23 protein-coding genes are annotated in these 22,884 nt (G+C 60.7%); 17 read left to right on the forward strand and 6 right to left on the reverse strand.

What is annotated here, in order from left to right:
* Window positions 1–80: 80 nt before the first annotated feature.
* The 17 genes from nuoG (at window position 81) to ACAX43_RS22480 (ending at window position 16,359) form a co-directional block, all read left to right on the forward strand.
* A complete protein-coding gene (nuoG, locus tag ACAX43_RS22400) occupies window positions 81–2,414 on the forward strand; it encodes an NADH-quinone oxidoreductase subunit NuoG (protein WP_370710597.1) in 2,334 nt (777 codons plus the stop codon).
* Entirely contained in the window at window positions 2,415–3,479 is a 1,065-nt protein-coding gene (nuoH, locus tag ACAX43_RS22405) for an NADH-quinone oxidoreductase subunit NuoH (RefSeq protein WP_115102490.1), read from the forward strand.
* A gap of 15 nt (window positions 3,480–3,494) precedes the next feature.
* Window positions 3,495–3,983, forward strand: coding sequence for an NADH-quinone oxidoreductase subunit NuoI (gene nuoI / locus ACAX43_RS22410; RefSeq protein WP_012432383.1), 489 nt, complete (start codon window positions 3,495–3,497; stop codon window positions 3,981–3,983).
* 182 nt (window positions 3,984–4,165) lie between these two features.
* Entirely contained in the window at window positions 4,166–4,843 is a 678-nt protein-coding gene (locus ACAX43_RS22415) for an NADH-quinone oxidoreductase subunit J (protein WP_370710598.1), read from the forward strand.
* Between the two features lie 20 nt (window positions 4,844–4,863).
* A complete protein-coding gene (gene nuoK / locus ACAX43_RS22420) occupies window positions 4,864–5,169 on the forward strand; it encodes an NADH-quinone oxidoreductase subunit NuoK (RefSeq protein ID WP_006052894.1) in 306 nt (101 codons plus the stop codon).
* Between the two features lie 17 nt (window positions 5,170–5,186).
* Window positions 5,187–7,253 (forward strand): NADH-quinone oxidoreductase subunit L, encoded by a 2,067-nt coding sequence (gene nuoL, locus ACAX43_RS22425; protein ID WP_370710599.1) that lies wholly within the window; start codon window positions 5,187–5,189, stop codon window positions 7,251–7,253.
* 14 nt (window positions 7,254–7,267) lie between these two features.
* A complete protein-coding gene (locus ACAX43_RS22430) occupies window positions 7,268–8,758 on the forward strand; it encodes an NADH-quinone oxidoreductase subunit M (protein WP_370710600.1) in 1,491 nt (496 codons plus the stop codon).
* Between the two features lie 25 nt (window positions 8,759–8,783).
* Window positions 8,784–10,256 carry an NADH-quinone oxidoreductase subunit NuoN gene (nuoN, locus tag ACAX43_RS22435; RefSeq protein ID WP_370710601.1) on the forward strand — a complete coding sequence of 491 codons (1,473 nt, stop codon included), beginning with the start codon at window positions 8,784–8,786 and terminating at the stop codon, window positions 10,254–10,256.
* The gene (locus ACAX43_RS22440; protein WP_370710602.1) at window positions 10,256–10,552 is read left to right on the forward strand and encodes a DUF2818 family protein; all 297 of its coding nucleotides are present in this window, start codon (window positions 10,256–10,258) and stop codon (window positions 10,550–10,552) included. Before nuoN ends, ACAX43_RS22440 begins: the two co-directional genes overlap by 1 nt.
* 42 nt (window positions 10,553–10,594) lie before the next feature.
* Window positions 10,595–11,179: an NUDIX domain-containing protein gene (locus ACAX43_RS22445; protein ID WP_370710603.1), complete on the forward strand. Its 585-nt coding sequence runs from the start codon at window positions 10,595–10,597 to the stop codon at window positions 11,177–11,179.
* 332 nt (window positions 11,180–11,511) lie between these two features.
* A complete protein-coding gene (locus ACAX43_RS22450) occupies window positions 11,512–11,763 on the forward strand; it encodes a hypothetical protein (protein WP_370710604.1) in 252 nt (83 codons plus the stop codon).
* A gap of 46 nt (window positions 11,764–11,809) precedes the next feature.
* Entirely contained in the window at window positions 11,810–12,334 is a 525-nt protein-coding gene (locus tag ACAX43_RS22455) for a helix-turn-helix transcriptional regulator (protein ID WP_370710605.1), read from the forward strand.
* Window positions 12,335–12,586: 252 nt separating this feature from the next.
* Complete coding sequence (locus ACAX43_RS22460) at window positions 12,587–13,012, forward strand: DUF1178 family protein (RefSeq protein WP_370710606.1); 426 nt, start codon at window positions 12,587–12,589, stop codon at window positions 13,010–13,012.
* Between the two features lie 48 nt (window positions 13,013–13,060).
* On the forward strand, window positions 13,061–14,257 hold the full coding sequence (locus ACAX43_RS22465) for an acyl-CoA dehydrogenase family protein (protein WP_370710608.1): 1,197 nt from the start codon (window positions 13,061–13,063) through the stop codon (window positions 14,255–14,257).
* Between the two features lie 10 nt (window positions 14,258–14,267).
* Window positions 14,268–15,395 carry an acyl-CoA dehydrogenase family protein gene (locus tag ACAX43_RS22470; RefSeq protein ID WP_370710609.1) on the forward strand — a complete coding sequence of 376 codons (1,128 nt, stop codon included), beginning with the start codon at window positions 14,268–14,270 and terminating at the stop codon, window positions 15,393–15,395.
* A 32-nt stretch (window positions 15,396–15,427) separates the two neighbouring features.
* The gene (locus tag ACAX43_RS22475; protein ID WP_370710610.1) at window positions 15,428–15,886 is read left to right on the forward strand and encodes a MaoC family dehydratase; all 459 of its coding nucleotides are present in this window, start codon (window positions 15,428–15,430) and stop codon (window positions 15,884–15,886) included.
* Window positions 15,883–16,359 (forward strand): MaoC family dehydratase, encoded by a 477-nt coding sequence (locus ACAX43_RS22480; protein WP_370710611.1) that lies wholly within the window; start codon window positions 15,883–15,885, stop codon window positions 16,357–16,359. The genes ACAX43_RS22475 and ACAX43_RS22480 overlap by 4 nt, the downstream gene beginning before the upstream one ends.
* 106 nt (window positions 16,360–16,465) lie before the next feature.
* On the opposite strand, the gene ACAX43_RS22485 is transcribed toward ACAX43_RS22480, so the two are convergent.
* The 6 genes from ACAX43_RS22485 to ACAX43_RS22510 all read right to left on the reverse strand — a co-directional run bounded on the left by ACAX43_RS22485 (window position 16,466) and on the right by ACAX43_RS22510 (window position 22,811).
* On the reverse strand, window positions 16,466–17,167 hold the full coding sequence (locus ACAX43_RS22485; RefSeq protein ID WP_370710612.1) for a glutathione binding-like protein: 702 nt from the start codon (window positions 17,165–17,167) through the stop codon (window positions 16,466–16,468).
* A gap of 118 nt (window positions 17,168–17,285) precedes the next feature.
* Window positions 17,286–18,545 carry an acyl-CoA dehydrogenase family protein gene (locus tag ACAX43_RS22490; protein WP_370710613.1) on the reverse strand — a complete coding sequence of 420 codons (1,260 nt, stop codon included), beginning with the start codon at window positions 18,543–18,545 and terminating at the stop codon, window positions 17,286–17,288.
* A gap of 70 nt (window positions 18,546–18,615) precedes the next feature.
* Window positions 18,616–19,722 carry a phosphotransferase gene (locus ACAX43_RS22495; protein ID WP_370710614.1) on the reverse strand — a complete coding sequence of 369 codons (1,107 nt, stop codon included), beginning with the start codon at window positions 19,720–19,722 and terminating at the stop codon, window positions 18,616–18,618.
* A 19-nt stretch (window positions 19,723–19,741) separates the two neighbouring features.
* Window positions 19,742–20,458 (reverse strand): histidine phosphatase family protein, encoded by a 717-nt coding sequence (locus ACAX43_RS22500; RefSeq protein ID WP_370710615.1) that lies wholly within the window; start codon window positions 20,456–20,458, stop codon window positions 19,742–19,744.
* Window positions 20,459–20,469: 11 nt separating this feature from the next.
* The gene (locus tag ACAX43_RS22505; RefSeq protein ID WP_370710616.1) at window positions 20,470–21,258 is read right to left on the reverse strand and encodes an oxepin-CoA hydrolase, alternative type; all 789 of its coding nucleotides are present in this window, start codon (window positions 21,256–21,258) and stop codon (window positions 20,470–20,472) included.
* On the reverse strand, window positions 21,255–22,811 hold the full coding sequence (locus ACAX43_RS22510; protein WP_370710617.1) for a 3-hydroxyacyl-CoA dehydrogenase: 1,557 nt from the start codon (window positions 22,809–22,811) through the stop codon (window positions 21,255–21,257). Before ACAX43_RS22510 ends, ACAX43_RS22505 begins: the two co-directional genes overlap by 4 nt.
* Between the last annotated feature and the right edge of the window lie 73 nt (window positions 22,812–22,884).

Raw genomic sequence — 22,884 nt, forward strand, 5'->3', positions numbered from 1 at the left:
ACCGCGGGATTCATCGCCTGAAACGGGCGGTGAACAGGGCGAACGATTGAGCGGTAACAGGTTAAGGAAGATTGACCATCATGGTTGAACTTGAAATAGACGGCAAGAAAGTAGAGGTGCCTGAAGGCAGCATGGTGATCCAGGCTGCGCATAAGGTCGACACGTACATTCCTCACTTCTGCTATCACAAGAAGCTGTCGATCGCGGCCAACTGCCGGATGTGTCTGGTCGATGTCGAAAAGATGCCGAAGGCCGTGCCTGCATGCGCCACGCCGGTGTCGGCGGGCATGATCGTGCGCACCAAGTCCGAGAAGGCGGTGAAGGGCCAGCAATCCGTGATGGAATTCCTGCTGATCAACCACCCGCTGGATTGTCCGATCTGCGACCAGGGCGGCGAGTGTCAGTTGCAGGATCTGGCAGTGGGTTACGGCAAGTCGGCGTCGCGCTATAGCGAAGAAAAGCGCGTCGTGTTCCACAAGAACGTCGGTCCGCTGATCTCGATGGAAGAAATGTCGCGTTGCATCCACTGCACGCGTTGCGTCCGTTTCGGTCAGGAAGTCGCCGGCGTCATGGAGCTCGGCATGCTGGGCCGCGGCGAGCATTCGGAAATCACGTCGTTCGTCGGCAAGACGGTCGACTCCGAACTGTCGGGCAACATGATCGATCTGTGCCCGGTCGGCGCGCTGACAAGCAAGCCGTTCCGCTACAGCGCCCGCACGTGGGAACTGTCGCGCCGCAAGTCGGTGAGCCCGCACGATTCCGTCGGCGCGAACCTTGTGGTGCAAGTAAAGAACAACCGCGTGATGCGTGTTCTGCCGTTCGAAAACGAATCCATCAACGAATGCTGGATTTCGGACAAGGACCGCTTCTCGTACGAAAGCCTGAACAGCCCGGAACGTCTGACGCAGCCGATGCTCAAGCAAGGCGGCAAGTGGGTCGAGACCGACTGGCAGACCGCGCTTGAATATGTGGTCAAGGGGCTGAAGGGCATCAAGGGCGACCATGGCGCGAGCGCGCTGGCCGTACTTGGCAGCGCCCACAGCACTGTCGAAGAACTGTTCCTGTTGAAGCAATTGGCGCAGGCGGTGGGCACGCCGAACGTCGACTTCCGTCTGCGTCAGTCGGATTTCTCCGCGCCGGTCAACGGTGCGCCGTGGCTCGGCACGATGATCGCCGATCTGTCGAACGTCGACGCTGCATTGGTGATCGGTTCGGACCTGCGCCGTGATCATCCGCTGTTCGCAGCGCGTCTGCGTCAGGCTGCAAAGAGCGGCACGAAGCTCACGCTCGTGCAAGCCACCCATGACGACGCGCTGATTCCGCAATCGCAACGTGTGGTTGCAGCGCCGTCGGCATGGCTCGGCGCGCTGGCTGGTATCGCCGGCGCGGTCTCGGAGGCAAACGGCGCTGCGCTGCCGGAAGCCTTCGCCGGCACCCAGCCGACTGACGCCAACAAGCAGGTAGCGAAGTCGCTGGCCACCGGCGAACGCCGCGTGGTGTTGCTTGGCAACGGCGCGGTCCGTCATCCGGACTTCGCCGCCATTCACGCGGCGGCGCAATGGATCGCAGATGCGACCGGCGCGACGCTGGGTTTCCTCACGGAAGCAGCCAACACGGTCGGTGCGCATCTCGTGAACGCATTGCCGGGCGACGGTGGCCTGAATGCTCGCGAAGTGTTCGAGCAACCGCGCAAGGCTTATGTGCTGATGAACGTCGAACCCGAGTTCGACACCGCCAATCCGGCGCAGGCTTTGGCCGCGCTGAAGCAGGCTGAAATGGTCGTCGTGATGTCGCCGTTCCAGACGGGCGCCGAGTACGCCGACGTATTGCTGCCGATCGCGCCGTTCACGGAAACGGCCGGTACGTTCGTCAACGCCGAAGGTACGGTGCAGACGTTCAACGGCGTCGTGCGGCCGCTGGGCGACACGCGTCCGGCATGGAAGGTGTTGCGTGTGTTGGGCAGTTTGTTGGGCGTGCCGGGCTTCGAATTCGACACGTCGGAAGAAGTGCGCACGGCGGCACTCGGCGACGGCGAGTTGAAGTCGCGTCTGTCGAACAAGACGGGCGTGGCGGTTGCACGTGGCAAGGCAGTGAAGGCAGCAGAAGGCAAGTTCGAGCGTATCGCCGACGTGCCGATCTATCACGCTGATGCGCTGGTGCGTCGCGCCGAGTCGCTGCATCTGACGGCAGCGGCACGTGCGGCGAACTCGGTCGGTCTGCCGGCCGCACTGTTCGACAAGCTGGGTTTGAAAGAAGGCGACGCAGTGCGCGTGCGCCAGGGCGAGCAATCGGTGCAGTTGCCGGCCGTGCGCGATGCAAATCTTGCGGAGACGGTCGTCCGCGTATCGGCGGCTACGCCTGCCGGTGCGGCGCTGGGCAGCCTGTTCGGTGAACTGGTGGTGGAGAAGGCGTAAATGAGCTTGTTCGATACGATCAACTCGGGCGGCACCCAGCTTCTCGGTGTGGCATGGCCTACGGTGTGGGCGCTGGTGCGCATCCTGGTGGTGGCTGTCGTGATCCTGCTATGCGTGGCTTACCTGATTCTGTGGGAGCGTAAGCTGATCGGCTGGATGCACGTGCGTCTCGGCCCGAACCGCGTCGGCCCTGCAGGTCTGCTGCAGCCGATTGCCGACGTGCTGAAGCTGCTGCTGAAAGAAGTGATTCAGCCGGCCCAGGCAAGCCGCTGGATCTACCTGATCGCGCCGATCATGGTGGTGGTGCCGGCCTTCGCGGTCTGGGCAGTGATTCCGTTCCAGGCGGGTGCGGTGCTCGGCGACATCAACGCAGGTCTGTTGTACGCGATCGCGATTTCGTCGATCGGCGTGTACGGCGTGATCCTCGCCGGCTGGGCGTCCAACTCGAAGTACGCGTTTCTCGGCGCGATGCGCGCTGCAGCTCAGATGGTCTCGTACGAAATTTCGATGGGCTTCGCGCTCGTCGTCGTGCTGATGACCTCGGGCAGCCTGAATCTGTCGGACATCGTGACTTCGCAAGAGCGCGGCATCTTCGCCGGCTACGGCTTGAACTTCCTGTCGTGGAACTGGCTGCCGCTGTTGCCGATGTTCGTCGTGTACTTCATCTCGGGCATCGCCGAAACGAACCGTCACCCGTTCGACGTGGTAGAGGGGGAGTCGGAAATCGTCGCGGGCCACATGATCGATTACTCGGGGATGGCGTTCGCGCTGTTCTTCCTCGCCGAGTACATCAACATGATCGTGATCTCGGCATTGGCTGCAACACTGTTCCTCGGCGGCTGGAGCGCACCGTTCGGCTTCCTGTCGTTTGTCCCGGGCATCGTTTGGCTCGTCGCCAAGGTTTTCTTCCTGTTGTCGGTGTTCATCTGGGCGCGTGCCACGTTCCCGCGCTATCGCTATGACCAGATCATGCGTCTGGGCTGGAAGATTTTCATTCCGGTTTGCGTGGTGTGGCTGGTGGTGGTCGGCTTCTGGATCATGTCGCCGTTGAATATCTGGAAATAAAGGGCGGATGAACCTATGACCGCAATCCAAAATTTTTTCAAGACCTTCTTTCTGACGGAGCTGCTCAAAGGCCTCGCGCTGACCGGACGTTATACGTTTCAGCGCAAGGTGACGGTGCAGTTCCCGGAAGAGAAGACCCCGATCTCGCCGCGTTTCCGCGGCCTGCATGCGCTGCGCCGCTATGAAAACGGCGAAGAACGCTGCATCGCCTGCAAGCTGTGCGAAGCGGTGTGCCCGGCGCTCGCCATCACGATCGAATCGGAAACCCGTGCGGACAATACGCGCCGTACTACGCGATATGACATCGACTTGACCAAGTGCATCTTCTGCGGTTTCTGCGAAGAAAGCTGCCCGGTCGATTCGATCGTCGAGACGCACATTCTCGAATATCACGGCGAAAAGCGCGGCGACCTGTACTTCACGAAAGACATGCTGCTGGCCGTGGGCGATCGCTATGAAGCGGAGATTGCTGCGAACAAGGCAGCCGACGCACCGTATCGTTGAAGCGCTTCTGTTAAGCGGTAAATGCGGCAGTAAATGCAGCAATAACACGGCCTGTTGTCGGGCCGAGCGCCGCGGCCTGACCGCCGCGGCACGGCGCACCTGTGTGGCTGTTCTGGCAGTTTTGCCAAACGCACGTGCCAAAGAACAATGCCTGACGATGGCCTAACGATGAACCGGTAATCATGGAATTCACGACCGTACTGTTCTACATCTTCGCGCTGCTCCTGGTTGTTTCAGGGCTGAAGGTGATCACCTCGCGCAACCCGGTATCGTCCGCACTGTTTCTGGTGCTGGCGTTCTTCAACGCAGCCGCGATCTGGATGTTGCTGCAAGCCGAGTTCCTCGCGATCCTGCTGGTGCTGGTCTACGTTGGCGCGGTGATGGTGCTGTTCCTGTTCGTCGTGATGATGCTGGACATCAACATCGACGTGCTGCGAAAAGACTTCAAACGCTTCGTGCCAATGGCGACGCTGGTGGGCGCGATCATCGTGATCGAGACCGCGCTGATCCTGTGGCACGGCTACGGCGCGACCGCGACGGCGCTGCGCGACACCACGGCTGCCGCGAACGGTATGGCCGGCTGGTCGAACACCCGCATCATCGGCAAGGTCATCTACACCGACTACATCTTTGCGTTCGAAGTGGCCGGCCTCGTGCTGCTGGTCGCGATCATCGCCGCGATTGCGTTGACCACGAGCCATAAGAAAGACAGCAAGCGCCAGAACGTCAGCGAGCAGGTCAAGGTGCGTGCTCAGGACCGCGTGCGCATCGTGAAGATGGCATCGGAAAAGACCGCGGCGACCGTCGCGGCAGAAGAGGCCGCAGCAGCGGCCGACTCGGCACCCGCCAAGAACAGCTGAGCGGACAGGAGATAGAAATCATGTTGACCCTTGCTCATTACCTTGTCCTCGGCGCGATCCTGTTTGCGATCAGCATCGTCGGGATTTTCCTGAATCGTCGCAACGTCATCATCATCCTGATGGCGATCGAACTGATGCTGCTGGCGGTGAACACCAATTTCGTCGCGTTCTCGCATTACCTCGGCGACGTGCATGGCCAGATCTTCGTCTTCTTCGTGCTCACGGTTGCGGCAGCGGAAGCGGCGATCGGCCTCGCAATTCTGGTGACCCTGTTCCGTAGCCTCGACACGATCAATGTCGAGGATCTCGATCAGCTCAAAGGTTAATTTCAGGTAAAGCGGTTATGTCAACGATACTCAATGAAAACCTGCTGCTGGCGATTCCGCTGGCACCGCTGGCCGGCTCCCTGATCGCGGGGCTGTTCGGGAAAGCGGTAGGGCGAGCCGGCGCGCATTCGGTCACGATTCTTGGCGTCGCGATCTCGTTCATCCTCTCGGCCATCGTCTTCTTCCAGGTGATGGACGGCGCGAGTTTCAATGCGACCGTCTACGAATGGATGGTGATCGGCAAGACGAAGTTCGAGATCGGCTTCCTGGTCGACTCGCTGACGGCGATGATGATGTGCGTGGTGACCTTCGTGTCGCTGATGGTGCACATCTACACGATCGGCTACATGGCCGACGAGGACGGCTACCAGCGCTTCTTCTCCTATATCGCGCTGTTCACGTTCGCGATGCTGATGCTCGTGATGAGCAACAACTTCCTGCAGCTGTTCTTCGGTTGGGAAGCGGTGGGTCTGGTGTCGTACCTGCTGATCGGCTTCTATTTCACCCGTGAGAGCGCGATCTACGCGAACATGAAAGCGTTCCTCGTGAATCGCATCGGTGACTTCGGGTTCCTGCTCGGCATCGGCCTGCTGTTCGCGTTCGCCGGTTCGATGAACTACGGCGACGTGTTCGCGAAGCGCACCGAACTCGCGGCATTGAGTTTCCCCGGTACGGACTGGGGCCTGCTGACGGTGGCCTGCATTTGCCTCTTCATTGGCGCGATGGGTAAGTCGGCGCAGTTCCCGCTGCACGTCTGGCTGCCGGATTCGATGGAAGGCCCGACGCCGATTTCCGCACTGATTCACGCGGCAACCATGGTGACGGCCGGTATCTTCATGGTCGCACGCATGTCGCCGTTGTTCGAGCTGTCGGATAGCGCGCTGTCGTTCATTACGGTGATTGGTGCGATTACCACGCTGTTCATGGGCTTCCTCGGGATCGTCCAGAACGATATCAAGCGTGTGGTCGCGTACTCGACGCTGTCCCAGCTCGGGTACATGACGGTTGCACTTGGCGTGTCGGCTTATCCGGTCGCCATTTTCCACCTGATGACTCACGCATTCTTCAAGGCGCTGCTGTTCCTCGGCGCGGGTTCCGTGATCATCGGCATGCATCACGATCAGGACATGCGCAACATGGGCGGCCTGCGCAAGTACATGCCGATCACGTGGATCACGTCGCTGATCGGTTCGCTGGCGCTGATCGGTACCCCGTTCTTCTCGGGCTTCTACTCGAAAGACTCGATCATCGACGCAGTGAAGCTGTCGAATCTGCCGGGTTCGGGTTTCGCGTACTTCGCTGTGGTGGCGAGCGTGTTCGTCACTGCGCTGTATGCGTTCCGTATGTACTTCATGGTGTTCCACGGTAAGGAGCGGTTCCGCGATCCGAAGCATCCGGATTCGCCGATGGGCGCTGAAGCCGCGCGGCACGCTCACCCTGCACATGGCCACGATGCACATGGCCATGGCCACGACGACCACGCGCACGAGCCGCATGAAACGCCGTGGGTGGTGTGGTTGCCGCTGGTTCTGCTCGCCATTCCGTCGGTGGTGATTGGCGCGATCGGTATCGGTCCGCTGCTGTTCGGCGATTTCTTCCAGCACGGCGTGGCCTTTGACAAAGTGATCTTCATCGGCGCAAACCATCCTGCGCTGCATGAAATGGCTGAAGAATTCCAGGGGTGGGCGTCGATGGGTCTGCATTCGGTCGCAGGTCTGCCGGTCTGGCTGGCGCTCTCGGGTATCCTGGTGGCGTGGTTCCTGTACCTGGTTCGTCCTGATCTGCCGGCTGTCATCAAGCGCGCGTTCGGTCCGATCTACACGTTGCTCGACAATAAGTACTACATGGACAAGATCAACGAAGTCGTGTTTGCGCGGGGCGCCGTGGCGATTGGCCGTGGTCTCTGGAAGGAAGGCGACGTCGTGGTCATCGACGGTATCGTCAACGGCAGCGCACGCTTTATCGGCTGGTTTGCCGGCGTGATCCGCTTCCTCCAATCCGGCTACATCTACCACTACGCGTTTGCCATGATTGTCGGCATGTTGGGGCTCCTGACCCTGTTTGTAACGCTCGGCGGCAAATAAGGCGAGGGACACTAATGCACGCTTATCCGATTCTCAGTATTGCGATCTGGTTACCGATTCTCGTAGGTCTCCTGGTCCTGGCTATCGGTTCCGACCGGAACCCGGCTCCGGCTCGCTGGACTGCGCTGATCGGCTCGGTCGTCAGCTTCATCGTGACGATCCCGCTGATCACTGGTTTTGATTCGAGTTCCGCCGATCTGCAGTTCGTCGAAAAGGCGAACTGGATCGAGCGCTTCAATATCACGTACCACCTCGGTGTCGACGGCATCTCGATGTGGTTCGTCGTGTTGACCGCATTGATTACGGTGATCGTCGTGATCTCCGCGTGGGAAGTCATCACGAAGAACGTGTCGCAGTACCTCGCTTCGTTCCTGATCCTCTCCGGCATCATGGTCGGCGTGTTCAGCGCGGCGGACGGGATGCTGTTCTACGTGTTCTTCGAAGCGACGCTGATTCCGATGTACATCATCATCGGTGTGTGGGGTGGGGCGAACCGCGTGTACGCGGCGTTCAAGTTCTTCCTCTACACGCTGATGGGTTCGCTGCTGATGCTGGTCGCATTGCTGTACCTGTACATCCAGACCGGCACGTTCGATCTGGCTACGTGGCAGAACGCGCAGATCGGCATGACCCCGCAGATATTGTTATTTATAGCGTTCTTCATGGCCTTCGCCGTGAAGGTGCCGATGTGGCCGGTTCACACGTGGTTGCCTGACGCCCACGTGGAAGCACCGACCGGCGGCTCGGTTGTTCTGGCCGCGATCATGCTGAAGTTAGGCGCATACGGTTTCGTGCGCTTCTCGCTGCCAATCGCGCCGGACGCGAGCCACTTCCTGGCGCCGGTCGTCATCACGCTGTCGCTGATCGCGGTGATCTACATCGGTCTGGTCGCGATGGTGCAGGCCGACATGAAGAAGCTGGTCGCGTATTCGTCGATCGCGCACATGGGTTTTGTGACGCTCGGCTTCTTCATCTTCAATCAACTCGGCGTGGAAGGCGCGATCGTACAGATGATCTCGCACGGTTTCGTGTCGGGCGCGATGTTCCTGAGCATCGGCGTGCTGTACGACCGTATGCACTCGCGTCAGATCGCGGATTACGGCGGTGTCGTCAACGTAATGCCGAAGTTCGCGGCGTTCGTGATGCTGTTCTCGATGGCCAATTGCGGCTTGCCGGGTACCTCCGGTTTCGTCGGCGAGTTCATGGTGATTCTGGCTGCCGTCCAGTACAACTTCTGGATCGCAGGCGGCGCGGCCTTCACGCTGATTCTTGGCGCGGCCTACACGCTGTGGATGTACAAGCGCGTGTACTTCGGCGCGATCGCCAACGATCACGTGAAAAGTCTCGTCGACATCAACCGCCGCGAATTTTTCATGCTGGCAGTGCTCGCCGCACTGACGTTGTTCATGGGTCTGTATCCGAAGCCCTTTACCGATGTGATGCACGTATCCGTGGAAAACCTCCTCTCCCACGTCGCGCAGTCCAAGCTGCCGTTGCCACAGTAATGCAGAGCGGAGGAATTTAAAGACCATGCAAAACGCCCCTATGACTGCTCTGTTGCCCGACGCACTGGTGATGCTCGCCGTTGTGCTCGCGTGGCTCAACGACACGTTCGTCGGCCAGGCCGGTCGCCGTACCACGTATTTCATCGCGTTCTTTTCGACGCTGATTGCCGGCATCTGGTTCGCGGTGAATGCGTTCGACCCACAAGTGCATTACTTCTTCGGTCACATGTACGTGGTGGATTCGTTCGCCAGTGTGATGAAAGCGGTGGTGACGCTCGGTTATGCCGTGTCGATCGTCTATTCGCGCCGCTACCTGGAAGATCGCGGGTTGTTCCGCGGCGAGTTCTTCCTGTTGGGCATGTTTTCGTTGCTCGGCCAGCTCGTGATGATCTCCGGCAACAACTTCCTGACTTTGTATCTCGGTCTGGAACTGATGTCGCTGTCGCTGTACGCTGCGATCGCGTTGCGCCGTGACGCAGCGCCGTCGAACGAAGCTGCAATGAAGTACTACGTGCTCGGCGCGCTGGCTTCCGGCTTCCTGCTGTACGGTATTTCCATGCTGTACGGCGCGACCGGCTCGCTTGACCTGAACGAAGTGTTCAAGGCGATCGGCACGAGCCACTACGATCCGAGCGTGCTGCTGTTCGGCGTGATCTTCATCGTGGCAGGGGTGGCGTTCAAGATGGGCGCGGTGCCGTTCCACATGTGGGTGCCTGACGTGTACCAGGGCGCACCGACGGCAATGACGTTGATGGTCGGCGGTGGTCCAAAGGTCGCGGCTTTCGCGTGGGGCCTGCGCTTCCTCGTGATGGGTCTGCTGCCGCTGGCAGTCGAATGGCAGGAAATGCTGGTGATCCTGGCTGCGCTGTCGCTGATCGTGGGCAATATCACCGGTATCGTGCAACGCAACGTCAAGCGGATGCTCGCGTACTCGGCGATCTCGAACATGGGCTTCGTGCTGTTGGGCCTGCTGGCAGGTGTAGTCGATCACAAGACGACGGGCGCTGCCAACGCATACGGCTCGGCGATGTACTACAGCATCATTTACCTGATTACGACGATGGGCACCTTCGGCATCATCATGCTGCTGGCGCGCCGCGATTTCGAGGCAGACACGCTCGAAGACTTCAAGGGCCTGAACCAACGTAGCCCGGTGTTCGCATTCGTGATGATGGTGATGATGTTCTCGCTCGCCGGCATTCCGCCTGCGGTCGGCTTCTACGCCAAGCTAGCGGTGCTGCAGGCAACCATGAACGCAGGTTTGACCTGGCTGACCGTGCTGGCCGTGATCACCTCGCTGTTCGGTGCGTTTTATTACCTGCGTATCGTCAAGCTGATGTACTTCGACGAGCCGCAAGACAAGTCGCCGATCCTCGCCGACACCAGCACGCGTGCCTTGCTCGCGCTTAATGGTGTTGCCGTGCTGGTGCTCGGTATCGTGCCAGATCCGCTGTTGAAAGCCTGTCTGCAGGCTATCCAGCACACGCTGCTGCTCTGATGTCGGCTGCGGGTTGGTTTATTGTGCTGTTGGCGCTGGTGGGCGCCAACCTGCCATTCCTGAATCAGCGCCTCTTCGCCGCTGTGCCGTTGAAAGCGGCGAAGAAGAGCGCCTGGATCCGGATTGCCGAATTGATCGCGCTGTACTTCGTGGTCGGCGCGCTCGGTTTTCTGCTCGAAGCGCGCGCGGGTAACCGCTTCGACCAGGGGTGGCAGTTTTACGCGATCACGTTCGCTCTGTTCGTCGTGTTCGCATTCCCCGGCTTTACCTTCCAGTATCTTGTCAAACGCCGCTGACGGCGTCTCGCCGTCGCGCACCAGGTTGTCCTGAGGTCGCATATGGTTGAACTTCCCGATCATGACGCCGCGCTCGCCGAGACCTGTCTCGAGAGCAAGACGATCCATCAAGGGCCGTTCCTGACGCTAAAGTGCGATACCGTCCGCTTGCCGGACGGCAAGCACGCTACTCGCGAATACGTCCAGCATCCGGGCGCCGTGATGGTGATTCCGTTATTCGATGACGGCCGTGTGTTGCTGGAAAGCCAATACCGCTATCCGATGGGCAAGGTCATGGTCGAATATCCGGCCGGCAAGCTCGACCCTGACGAAGGCGCGCTGGCCTGCGCGAAACGGGAACTGCGGGAAGAAACCGGCTATACGGCGCGTGAGTATGTCTATCTGACACGCATTCACCCGATCATTTCCTACTCGACCGAATTCATCGACATTTACCTCGCGCGCGGCCTGACTGCGGGCGAGCGCAAACTCGACGAGGGCGAATTTCTCGAACTGTTCACGGCGAGTGTTGCCGACGTGTCGGAGTGGGTGCGCACCGGCAAGATCACGGACGTGAAAACCGTCATCGGAACATTCTGGCTGGAGAAGGTTTTGTCGGGCACCTGGCCGATCGCCGAGCCGCAGTAGCGCCGTCAGTCCAGAATGGGCGCGTGTCACGCGCCGGGTGGAAGTCTGCAAAAAGCCCCTGTTGGTCTATGACCGGCAGGGGCTTTGTTATTGCAGCGCGCGATATCGATGAGGGTGTTTTAACCATGTCCGAAAAAAGGGGTTCTCGTCTTATGCTATCTGACAGTCTCGTCCCATCGCCATTGCCACTCTAGTATCGATGTCTGACAACGGAGTCTGCCATCTCACTTATTTTGGATAACGAAGAGTGCGAGACGGATTCGATTGTGTTGCGTGGGCGAATGGTTGTCGCTTGACAACCATTCGCCCACGCACTAAATTGGAGGGTATAGATGGTTCGTGGAATCCATTCCAAGAAAGAGGTCGAGGCCGCGTTGGCTTACGCGGAAAAAAACGGCTGGCGTGTGCAAGGCGGTGGCAAAGGTCACGCCTGGGGGAAAATGTACGGTCCTTACAACGACGCAGAGTGTCGTTGCGGAGAGTTCTGCATATCGAGCGTGTGGAGTACGCCGAAGAATCCCGGTAATCACGCAAAGCACCTCAGGCGTATCGTCGACAACTGCACGACACGCCGGCAGTCATAGTGTTCGAAGGGCGGAAGCCGAAGCTGAATGAAGGCAGGAGTAGTTTATGGAATATGTGTTCACGTTGAAATACCGACTCGCTACGGAAGACTGCGATCTTGACGAGATCGTCGAGCGGCTGGGCGAAGCCGGATGCGACGACGCTACTATCGGTGTGGGGCAACCGGGGCGCCTTGCGCTGGTTTTTGCTCGCGAAGGGGCGTCCGCGTTCGAGGCGCTCGTCAGCGCACTTAAAGATATCAAGCGGGCGGTGCCGTCCGCGCGCCTTGTCGAGGCGGGGCCTGATTTTGTCGGCCTCACGGATGTCGCGGAGGTCGCGGGCGTATCGCGGCAAAACATGCGTAAGCTGATGCTGAACCATGCAATCGATTTTCCGCCGCCGGTCCACGAAGGGAGTGCGTCGGTGTGGCACCTGTCGGACATCCTTGGCTGGCTCACCGCGCGTGGCGGGTATGACATCAAGGCGAACGTATTCGATGTCGCGAAATCGGCCAAGCAGATCAACCTCGCCAAGGAGGCGCGTGAACTGGAGCCGCGGCTTGGCCGCCAACTCGAATGCCTTGTGGCGTAGAAGCTGGTAAAGGTAAGCGCGCAAACTCACGAGCACCAGGCGATTGGCGCGCCCATTCAACGGCCGCGTTCGGTGTGCCATTTGCCAATCGGACCCGTCTTCGGCAGTCCGTTGCGCAAAGCGTTAAAATCGCCCACCGCGTTCGATTTGTCAGCGACGCCTGGCGTCAACGTGCCGCCCGTAAAAAATTTACGAACGACCGTTCACAAATTTCCGTTTTGCGCTAAACTGGCACGCAAGCCCTGATTCCACATGAAGGTCCTCGATTTACAGTGTCCGCATGGCCATCGGTTCGAAGGCTGGTTCGCTTCGGCTGATGACTTCGAATCGCAGCAGTCCCGTAAGCTCGTCGAATGTCCGATCTGCGGTGCGAACGAAGTGAGCCGTTTGCCGTCGGCGCCTCGACTGAATCTGTCGGGTGCGACTGATACGAAAGCCCCGGCGGGCACGGGAGCAATGCAGGCGCGTGTGATGCGCGCCTTGCGCGAGGTGCTGGAAAAGACTGAGAACGTGGGCGACCGCTTCGCCGAGGAAGCACGGCGCATTCACTATAACGAAGCGCCTGCACGCAATATTCGCGGTGTCACGACACCGGAAGACGCGAAAGCCTTGGTCGAAGAAGGCATCGAAGTGATGCCGCTGCCGATCCCGGCTGCCTTGAAGGAACCGCTGCAATAGCGCAGTGGCTCACTGGCAGCGGGCGGTTGCGGCCAGGAGACACTACGCATGAATCTGGACTATTCCCCCGCTGAAGACGCGTTCCGCGCAGACATCCGCGCTTGGCTCGAAGTGAATCTGCCTCAGGAGCTAAGCGACAAAGTACTCAACCACAAGCGTCTGAACCGCAAAGACTTCGCGGGCTGGCACACGCTGCTCGGCACGCGCGGCTGGTCGGTCATCGCGTGGCCGAAAGAATACGGCGGTCCCGGCTGGGACGCGACCCAACGGCACATCTGGGAGGAAGAGTGCGCGCGTATCGGCGCGCCGTCCGTGCTGCCGTTCGGCGTCTCGATGGTGGCGCCGGTTCTGATGAAGTACGGCAACGAGGCGCAGAAGCGTCACTATTTGCCGCGCATTCTCGACGGTACAGACTGGTGGTGCCAAGGCTATTCCGAACCGGGCTCCGGTTCCGATCTGGCCTCGCTGCGCACGCGCGCCGAGCGCGTTGGCGATCACTATGTCGTCAACGGGCAGAAAACCTGGACCACGCTTGGCCAGTACGCGGACATGATGTTCTGCCTCGTGCGTACCGACAGCGGCGCGAAAAAGCAGGAAGGCATCTCGTTCCTGCTGATCGACATGAAGACGCCCGGTATTACCGTGCGCCCAATCATCACGCTCGACGAAGACCACGAAGTCAATGAAGTGTTTTTCGAGGACGTGAAGGTGCCGGTAGAGAATCTGGTCGGCGAAGAGAATCGTGGCTGGACTTACGCAAAATACCTGCTCGGCCATGAGCGCACGGGTATTGCGCGTGTCGGTCAATCGAAGCGCGAACTCGTATTCCTTAAGCGCCTCGCGCTGGAGCAGAAGAAAAACGGCAAACCGTTGCTGCAAGATCCCGTGTTCGCAGCGAAAGTCGCGAGCCTCGAGATCGAGCTGATGGCGCTCGAAGTCACCGTGCAACGCGTGGTGGCCAATGAAACGGGCGGACGTGGGCCGGGACCTGAGGCATCCATGCTGAAGATCAAGGGCACGGAAGTGCAACAAGCGTTGACGGAACTGATGGTCGAAGCAATCGGGCCGCTCGCTGCACCGTTCGACGTGCCATTCCTTGAGGGCGAACGTGAACATAGCCTCGCCGGCGACGATGACGCCGCACCGCTGGCCGCGTACTACTTCAACTTCCGCAAGACGTCGATTTATGGCGGCTCGAACGAAATTCAAAAGAACATCATCGCGCAGATGATTCTCGGACTTTGAGGAGCGGCGCATGGACTTCACTTTCAACGACGAACAACAACAATTCGCTGACGCGCTGCGCCGCTATCTGGACAAGAGCTACGGTTTTGAAGCGCGCCAGGCGATTGTGCAATCGGAAGCCGGCGTGTCGGATGCGCACTGGGCGGCCTTCACCGAACTGGGTCTGACCGCCTTGCCGGTGCCTGAAGGTCAAGGCGGTTTCAACGGCAGTCCGATCGACATGCTGGTGGTTATGCAGGAGCTGGGTCGTGCTTTGGTGGTCGAGCCGTATTGGGCAACGGCGGTGGGTGTCGAGGCCTTGCAACTGGCGGGCACCGGGCAGGGCGAAGATGCTGCGCTGCTCGAACGCGCTGCCCAGGGCGAGATCAAGCTGGCAGTGGCATTTCACGAGCCACACGCACGCTACGACCTGTTCGAGGTCGAGACGGCAGCGAGTGGGCAAGGAGAGCAGCAGACGCTCACCGGCACAAAGTCGGTTGTGCTGCATGGCGCGCAGGCGGATTACTGGATCGTGCCGGCTCGGCTGAATGGCGAGATCGCGCTCTTCGTCGTCGCGCGCGATGCGGCCGGCGTCAAAATCACCGATTACCGCACGATCGACGGCCAACGCGCCGCGACGCTCGCGTTCAATGGCACACCGGCACGCCGGCTCGCAGGCCAACATACGGGCGCCGCGGCGCTCGAGCATATCGCTGACTACGGCACGGTGCTGCTGTGCGCGGAAGCGGTCGGTGCGCTCGACGCACTGAACCACGCCACCCTCGAATACACCAAGACGCGTCAGCAGTTCGGCCAGCCGATCGCGCGGTTTCAGGCGTTGCAGCACCGCATGGTCGACATGCTGATTCACGTCGAGCAGGCGCGTTCGGTCACTTATCTCGCAGCCATGCGTTACCCCAGCGCAGACGCGAACGAACGTCGTCGCGCAGTCTCGGCCGCGAAGGCGCGAGTCGGTCAGGCTGCACGTTTCGTCGGGCAGCAGGCGGTGCAATTGCACGGGGGCATGGGTGTGACGAACGAAGTGGCTGCGGCGCATCTGTTCAAACGGCTTGCTATCATCGAAACCACATTGGGCGATGTCGATCACCATCTGGCGCGGTTCGCCGCGCTGCCCGGCTTTGTCACGGCCGAAGCCTGATCAGCTTTCGAATTGAAAAACGAGGTGCGGCGATGGGTTTGAGTTTCGAAGACATGACGGTCGGCACGAGTACCGAAATCGGCAAGCATACGTTCACGCGCGAAGAGATCGTCGCGTTCGCGGAAAAGTTCGATCCGCAGCCGTTTCATCTGAATGACGCCGCAGCCGCGGAGTCGCCGTTCGGTGGATTGGTGGCGAGCGGCTGGCATACGTGCTCGGTCATGATGGGCATGCTGGTGCGCAACGCAATCGCGGGCTCGACGTCGATGGGCTCGCCCGGTATCGACGAGATCCGCTGGCTGAAGCCGGTGCGCGTCGGCGACACGATCACGATGATGAACGCCGTGCTTGACAAGCGAGTTTCGGCGAGCAAGCCGGATCGCGGCATTGTGTCGACGCAGTGGGAAGGTATCAATCAGCACGGCGAAACGGTGATCACTGTCCGTTCGAAAGCGCTGTTCGGACTGCGCAATCCGGGAGCGGCCTCGTGACGAACGGTGCGGCGGCTGCCGCGAAGTTTGGCGATGCATCGGCGTTGCGTGCTTTGGTGGGCGCTGAGCCGCTCGTTAGCGAATGGCTGACGGTCGATCAGGCAAGCGTCGATCGTTTCGCCGAAGCCACCGGCGATCACCAATGGATTCACGTCGACCCCGAACGGGCGCGACGTGAATCGCCGTTCGGCGGTCCGGTCGCACATGGGTTCATGACGCTGTCGTTGATTCCGGCCTTGCTCGGAAAGACGGTGGCGCTTAAGCAGCGCATGGGCGTCAATTACGGACTGAATCGCGTGAGGTTTACGTCGCCGGTGCTGGTCGGCTCGCAATTGCGCGCGCAGTTTGCGGTGGCATCCGTCACCGAGGTCGACAACGCCGGCGTGCAGGTCGTGTGGAATGTGACGCTGGAGCGGCAGGGGAGTGAGCGGCCGGTATGTGTTGCGGAGTTCATCACGCGGCATTACTTCTAGCGTTTCGGCGCGTACGCGCTAGCAAATCAGCGCGAGCGGCAGTGATGCCGACTCGCGTTTTTTTATCGTTGCCGTTGCCGACGCTGATGCCTACGCCGCGTCAAAACTAACGCTTCGCGTACTGCGTCGCACCGAACAGCATTTCTTTAGCCTTATCGTCCATGAGTGGCTTGCGGGCCGATGCCAGCACTTCAACGCCGCGCACCACCGCCGGACGTGCGGCAATCTCCTCATGCCAGCGTTTCACATTCGGAAGCGCATCGAGTTCGACGCCCTGGTTTTGCCACGAGCGCGTCCACGGAAACGCGGCGATATCCGCGATCGTATAGTCGTTGCCGGCCAGATATCGCGTCTTGCCGAGTTGTGTTTCCATCACGCCATAGAGGCGCCGCGTCTCGTTCGTATAGCGATTGATCGCGTATTCGATCGGGTCCGGCGCGTAGATGCGAAAGTGATGCGTTTGCCCAAGCATCGGACCCAAGCCGCCCATCTGGAACATCAGCCATTGCAGTGTTGCATAGCGTGCGATCGGATCGGTCGGCAGGAATTTGCCGGTTTTTTCGGCGAGATAAATCAGAATCGCGCCCGATTCGAATAGCGCGAACGGCTTGCCATCGGCGCCTTTGGGACCCTCGGAATCGACGATTGCCGGAATCTTGTTGTTCGGGCTGATAGTCAGGAACTCAGGTTTGAACTGGTCACCTGCGCCGATATCCACGCCGTGCGCGGCGTACGCGAGCCCCGTTTCCTCGAGCATGATGTGAACCTTGTGGCCGTTCGGGGTTGCCCAGCTATAGACGTCGATCATCGTGGCTCCGTTGTTTCGTGAAAGCGGCGCCGCAGAGGGCGCCGCAATTGACGAAAATTAAAGCACAGATCGAACGATGCTGCTGGCCGTGACGCCGGCTACTGCCCCAACCTCGATTTCAAACCCGCGTAATCGGCGTCTCGACGCGAGCCGCCGCGCCGGCATCCATATGGCGCGCCAGTTCGAGTTTCGCGATCGCATTGCGGTGCACTTCGTCGGGGCCATCGGCAAAGCGCAACGTTCGGGCGCATGCATACGCATACGCCAGCGGAAAATCGTCACTGACACCGCCGCCGCCGTGTGCCTGAATCGCCCAGTCGATGACCTGGCACGCCATATTTGGTGCGACCACCTTGATCATCGCGATTTCGCCGCGTGCGCCTTTGTTGCCGAGCGTGTCCATCATGTACGCGGTCTTCAATGTCAACAGACGCGCTTGCTCGATCATGCAGCGTGCTTCGGCAAGACGCTCCTGCGTGACGCCCTGCGCAGCGACGGGTTTGCCGAACGCCACGCGTTGCAGCGAGCGCTTCGCCATCAATTCAATCGCGCGTTCAGCGAGACCGATCAAACGCATGCAGTGGTGGATGCGTCCCGGTCCGAGGCGGCCTTGCGCAATCTCGAAGCCGCGTCCTTCACCGAGCAGCATGTTGGAGGCCGGCACGCGCACGTTTTCGAGCGTGATTTCCATGTGGCCGTGCGGCGCGTCGTCGTAGCCGAATACAGTGAGAGGGCGGTGCACAGTGATGCCGGTCGCGTCGGCGGGTACCAGAATCATCGACTGCTGCTGATGGCGTGGCGCCTCAGAGTCGGTCTTGCCCATCACGATGTACACCTTGCAGCGCGGATCGCCCGCACCGGAAGACCACCACTTGTGGCCGTTGATCACGTAGTAATCGCCATCGCGCACGATACTCGTCTGGATGTTGGTCGCATCCGACGACGCCACGTCCGGCTCGGTCATCAGAAACGCCGAGCGGATCTGGCCTTGCAACAACGGTTCGAGCCACTCGCGTTTGTTGTCGTCGCTGCCGTAGCGCTCGATCGTTTCCATGTTGCCGGTGTCGGGCGCGTTGCAGTTGAATACTTCCGGTGCCCAGGGCACCCGGCCCATGATCTCGCACAGCGGTGCGTATTCGAGATTCGTCAGGCCGGCGCCGCGTACGGATTCAGGCAGGAACAGATTCCACAAGCCGGCGTCGCGCGCCTTCTGTTTCAGTTGTTCGATCAGCTCGGTCGGCAACCACGCGTTGCCGTTCTGGCGATTGCGCGCGATTTCGGCGTAGAACGCTTGCTCGTTCGGATAAATGTGCTCGTCGAAGAAGGCGAGCAGTTTCTCGCGCAGCGCCTGAACCTTCGGGGTGTAATCGAAATTCATGTATGACCTCGCGGATGACGGATGACAGATGACGTTTGATCGGGAGCGCAACTCGGTACGCGGATTTCGGTTAGCGGACCTTTTGTGCGTAGCGCCAGGCGAGTTCGGCCATCGGCTTCGCGCGACGACCGGCGTCGAGCGCCTGGGCGCTGGCCGCAGTGCCGTCGACGACGCGCTTCATGATCCCTTGCAGGATCGCGGCGATACGGAACATGTTGTACGCCAGATAGAAATTCCAGTCGCCGTGAATTTCGAAGCCGGTACGTTTGCAATAGCGCTCGACGTACTGTGCTTCGTCGGGAATGCCGAGTGCTGCCCAATCGAGCCCTGCAATGCCACGGAACTGCTTCGGATCCACGTGCCACGCCATGCAGTGATAGGCGAAGTCGGCGAGCGGATCGCCGAGCGTCGACAGTTCCCAGTCTAGTACGGCGAGTACGCGCGGCTCGTTGGGATGGAAGATCAGATTGTCGAGCCGGTAGTCGCCATGTACGACCGACGCGCGCTCGCTCGTTTCGGCCGGCATATGCTGCGGCAGCCATTCGATCAGACGCTGCATGGCATCAATGGGCTCGGTTTCGGACGCAATGTACTGCTTGCTCCAGCGGCCGATCTGGCGTGCGAAGTAGTTACCCGGTTTGCCGTAGCCGGCAAGACCGACTGCCGTCACGTCGACGCTATGCAACGCGGCGATCACGCGATTCATTTCGTCGTAAATCGCCGTGCGTTCCGCAGGCGCCATGCCGGGCAAAGACTGATCCCACAACACGCGGCCTTCGACGAACTCCATCACGTAGAACGCCCGGCCGATCACGCTTTCGTCCTCGCACAAGGCGAGCATTTTCGCGACCGGTACGTCGGTGTCGGCAAGCGCATGCATCACGCGGTATTCGCGTTCGACGGCGTGCGCAGAAGGCAGCAACTTCGCAGCCGGCCCAGGCTTGGCGCGCATCACATACGAGCGCGACGGCGTGACCAGTTTGAACGTGGGGTTGGACTGACCGCCGGCGAATTGTTCCAACGTGAGCGGTCCGGAAAATCCGTCGACATGCTGGGCTAGCCACGCCGCGAGCACGTCGCTGTCGAAGCGTTGCCGCTCGTTGACCGGACGTGTGCCCTCGAAAGCCGAGTAATCGGGTTTGTGTTCTGGTTCGCCAGTCTGTGTGGCTTGCACCATATGTCTCCTCCAGTTCGGTTCAGCTACGCTTGTATTGAATGAATTGTGCGTAGAGCATTTCCATCGTCGTATTGCGGACGTCGCGATGCAGCGGCGACGGCGGTGAATAGTTGATTATGCGCAGCACCCAGTCGCGCGGCGCGGCGCCGACGTCGAGCGCGTTGATACAACCGGTGGCCTGCGCCAGATGGCCAAAGAACGTGCGGCCGCCGGCAGTGAGCGCGTGCGACAGAATCGCTCGGTTCACACCGCCGTGCAGCACAAGCAGCACGGTGTCCCACGATGTGTCCTCACGCAACGCCGCCACTGCGGGCAACACGCGATCGAATAACGCGCCGATGGTTTCGCCGTCGAGAAAGCGCGTGCTTTCCGGCACGATGCCGTCGAACACGCCGAGAAATGCGGCTTCGATATCTTGCAGCGGAATGTTGCTGAGCTTGCCGCCGCGGATTTCCTGCCATGCAGGCTCGATTTCGAGTTCGATCTGCTGGCCCGTCCCGGCCAGCACGCGCTGCGCGGTTTCGACCGTGCGCGGCAAACCGCTCACGATCACCCGATCGAACCGGACTTGCTGCTCGGCGAACACGCGGCCTGCCGCGCTCGCCTGCTCGCGGCCGTTGGCGTTCAACGGTACGGTATCAGGATCGATCGCGCGGCCGGAGTCGTCGAAGTAGGTCACGTCGCCGTGACGCATCAGGAAGATGCGGCGGCGTTTGGGGAGTTGAAATTCAGGCATTGTCACTTCGTTCACTTATAGACCGGAGCGCGTTTTTCGAGGAACGCGGAAATCCCTTCAAGGCCTTCGCGGTGATGCAGCGACGCGACAAAATTGTCGCGCTCGGCAACCAGGTGCTCAGCGAGCGGCTGCGTGCCTGCCGCGCCGATCAATCCCTTGATGCGCGCGACCGAATTCGGCGAAATCTTGCCAAGCTCGTCGGCCCAAGCGACAGCGGCATCGCGCACCGTGCCGGTTTTCGCCAGTTTGTTGACGACGCCGAGATCGTGCAGACGCGGGGCGCCGATCGGTTTGCCTTCGATCAGCACCTCGGTTGCCAGGTGACGCGGCAACGCTTGCGCGAGAAACCACGAGCCGCCGCCATCCGGTGTCAGGCCGACACGCGCGTAGGACATCACGAATTTGGCGTCTTCCGCGGCGACGATCAGATCGCACGCGAGCGCCAGCGAAAAGCCCGCACCGGCGGCGGCTCCGTCAACGGCGGCGATCACCGGCTTGGAAGACAGGCGCAGCGCCGAAATCCATTCGCCGAGCAGGTCGATGCTCCCGGCCTGCACCGAGGGATCTTTCGCGCGGTTTTCCAGCAATCGGTTCAGATTGCCGCCGGCACAGAAAAAGTTGTCCGCGCCGGTAATCACGACGGCGCGGATCGACGGATCGCGCTCCACCGAGTCGAGCGCTTCGATGCCCGCGGCGTACATGTCCGGATGCAACGCGTTGCGTGCGCCGGGGTTCGACAGTGTGAGGACTAGTGTCGATTCGCTTTCGGTCGGGCGCGAGGTCAGCAGTTCGGCGCTCATTGTCGTGTCTCCGTTTGGGTATCCGCAGCGTCGCGTTGCGTCAGCGACAGGCCAAGTTGCGCTCGCCGTGCAAGCCAGGGCGACGGACGATAGCGCGGGTCGCCGAGCACGCTGAAGATGTTGCGCAAGATCGTGAGGATTGTTTTCGCGCCGAGCGCGTCGCCGAGTGCAAGCGGTCCGCGCGGGTAGCCGAGGCCGAGCGTCACGGCGAGATCGATATCGTCCGGCGTTGCGATCTGCTTTTGCGCGATATCGCAGCCGATGTTGACAATCGTCGCCACCACGCGTTGTGCGACAAAGCCAGTCGAGTCGTGGATCACAGTGACCGGAATGCCATCGGCAGCGAATAGGGCGTGCGCGGTATCGCGTGCGGCGCGGCTGGTGGCGGGTGTCGTCATCAGCGTGCGGCGCTGCGCGGTGACCAGCGGGAATAGGGCGTCGAGCGCGACGACGCGGCTTGCATCGAGCGCTTCGTCGACCGCGGCAGTGGTCGCGTCATGGCCGAACGGTGTGACGACGATCAGCGAATCCGCGGCGGGCGTAGCGCCTTCGTCGAGCTTCACGCCGGCTTTGGCGATGAGTTGCACGACGGCTTCATGCGCTTGCGGATAACGCTTGCTGACCCATACGCGTTGCGGCAGTTCAGACGGCGCGGGCGCTTCGGCGGGCACTTGCTGCTTGCCGTTTTCGTAGCGATAAAAACCTTCGCCCGTCTTGCGGCCGATCAATCCACCCGCGAGCCGCGTGCCCGTGATCGGCGAGGGGGTGAAGCGTGGTTCTTCATAAAACTGGTGGTAGATCGATTCCATCACCGGATGCGAGACGTCTAGCGCGGTCAGATCGAGCAGTTCGAACGGCCCGAGGCGAAAGCCTGCCTGCTCGCGCATGATGCGGTCGATGTCAGCGAAGCTCGCAACGCCTTCACCCGCCACGCGCAAGCCCTCTGTATTCATGCCGCGGCCGGCGTGATTGACGATGAACCCGGGCATGTCTTTCGCGCGTACCGGCGTGTGGCCCATGCGGCGCGCGAGATCCATCAGCGCGTCGCCGGCGGCGGGGTCGCCGCGCAGGCCGTCGATCACTTCGACGACCTTCATCAACGGGACTGGATTGAAGAAATGGTAGCCGGCCACGCGCGACGGATTCGTGCATCCCGCGGCAATCGCGGTGATCGACAACGACGATGTATTCGACGCCAGCACACAACGCCCGCTTACCACGGTTTCGAGTTCGCGGAAGAGGGCCTGCTTCACGTCGAGCTTTTCGACGATCGCCTCGACGACCAGATCGCAATCGGCCAGATCGCCGATGGCCTGCGCGGCGCTCACGTTCGCCAAAGCGGCGAGCGAGCGGGCCTGGTCGAGCTTGCCTTTAGCGGTCAATTTGGCGAAAGTCTCGGCAAGGTAGTCACGCGCGGCGCCGATCGCGGTAGGGTTCGTATCGTACAGCCGCACGGTGAGGCCCGCCAGCGCGGCAATCTGGGCAATGCCGCGGCCCATTGCACCGGTTCCGACAATGCCGATAGTCTCGATGCTGAAATTGCGAGAGGTCATTGTGATGCTCGGCTCCATGATTATTTTAGAATAGCACGATCGTGCAATTTACTGGATGATTGATCGAAGGCCG

Origin of the sequence: Paraburkholderia sp. IW21, assembly GCF_041321145.1 — a bacterium.
Classification (GTDB): domain Bacteria; phylum Pseudomonadota; class Gammaproteobacteria; order Burkholderiales; family Burkholderiaceae; genus Paraburkholderia.

Bases quoted from the DNA above. Each gene is read 5' to 3' on its own strand.
- nuoK (WP_006052894.1), top strand. From the start codon at position 4,864: ATGTTGACCCTTGCTCATTACCTTGTCCTCGGCGCGATCCTGTTTGCG.
- nuoI (WP_012432383.1), top strand. From the start codon at position 3,495: ATGACCGCAATCCAAAATTTTTTCAAGACCTTCTTTCTGACGGAGCTG.
- nuoL (WP_370710599.1), top strand. From the start codon at position 5,187: ATGTCAACGATACTCAATGAAAACCTGCTGCTGGCGATTCCGCTGGCA.
- ACAX43_RS22450 (WP_370710604.1), top strand. From the start codon at position 11,512: ATGGTTCGTGGAATCCATTCCAAGAAAGAGGTCGAGGCCGCGTTGGCT.
- ACAX43_RS22455 (WP_370710605.1), top strand. From the start codon at position 11,810: ATGGAATATGTGTTCACGTTGAAATACCGACTCGCTACGGAAGACTGC.
- ACAX43_RS22500 (WP_370710615.1), bottom strand. From the start codon at position 20,458: ATGCCTGAATTTCAACTCCCCAAACGCCGCCGCATCTTCCTGATGCGT.
- ACAX43_RS22460 (WP_370710606.1), top strand. From the start codon at position 12,587: ATGAAGGTCCTCGATTTACAGTGTCCGCATGGCCATCGGTTCGAAGGC.
- nuoN (WP_370710601.1), top strand. From the start codon at position 8,784: ATGCAAAACGCCCCTATGACTGCTCTGTTGCCCGACGCACTGGTGATG.
- ACAX43_RS22465 (WP_370710608.1), top strand. From the start codon at position 13,061: ATGAATCTGGACTATTCCCCCGCTGAAGACGCGTTCCGCGCAGACATC.
- ACAX43_RS22485 (WP_370710612.1), bottom strand. From the start codon at position 17,167: ATGATCGACGTCTATAGCTGGGCAACCCCGAACGGCCACAAGGTTCAC.
- ACAX43_RS22415 (WP_370710598.1), top strand. From the start codon at position 4,166: ATGGAATTCACGACCGTACTGTTCTACATCTTCGCGCTGCTCCTGGTT.
- ACAX43_RS22440 (WP_370710602.1), top strand. From the start codon at position 10,256: ATGTCGGCTGCGGGTTGGTTTATTGTGCTGTTGGCGCTGGTGGGCGCC.
- nuoH (WP_115102490.1), top strand. From the start codon at position 2,415: ATGAGCTTGTTCGATACGATCAACTCGGGCGGCACCCAGCTTCTCGGT.
- ACAX43_RS22505 (WP_370710616.1), bottom strand. From the start codon at position 21,258: ATGAGCGCCGAACTGCTGACCTCGCGCCCGACCGAAAGCGAATCGACA.
- ACAX43_RS22475 (WP_370710610.1), top strand. From the start codon at position 15,428: ATGGGTTTGAGTTTCGAAGACATGACGGTCGGCACGAGTACCGAAATC.
- ACAX43_RS22495 (WP_370710614.1), bottom strand. From the start codon at position 19,722: ATGGTGCAAGCCACACAGACTGGCGAACCAGAACACAAACCCGATTAC.
- ACAX43_RS22445 (WP_370710603.1), top strand. From the start codon at position 10,595: ATGGTTGAACTTCCCGATCATGACGCCGCGCTCGCCGAGACCTGTCTC.
- ACAX43_RS22430 (WP_370710600.1), top strand. From the start codon at position 7,268: ATGCACGCTTATCCGATTCTCAGTATTGCGATCTGGTTACCGATTCTC.
- ACAX43_RS22490 (WP_370710613.1), bottom strand. From the start codon at position 18,545: ATGAATTTCGATTACACCCCGAAGGTTCAGGCGCTGCGCGAGAAACTG.
- ACAX43_RS22470 (WP_370710609.1), top strand. From the start codon at position 14,268: ATGGACTTCACTTTCAACGACGAACAACAACAATTCGCTGACGCGCTG.
- ACAX43_RS22510 (WP_370710617.1), bottom strand. From the start codon at position 22,811: ATGACCTCTCGCAATTTCAGCATCGAGACTATCGGCATTGTCGGAACC.
- nuoG (WP_370710597.1), top strand. From the start codon at position 81: ATGGTTGAACTTGAAATAGACGGCAAGAAAGTAGAGGTGCCTGAAGGC.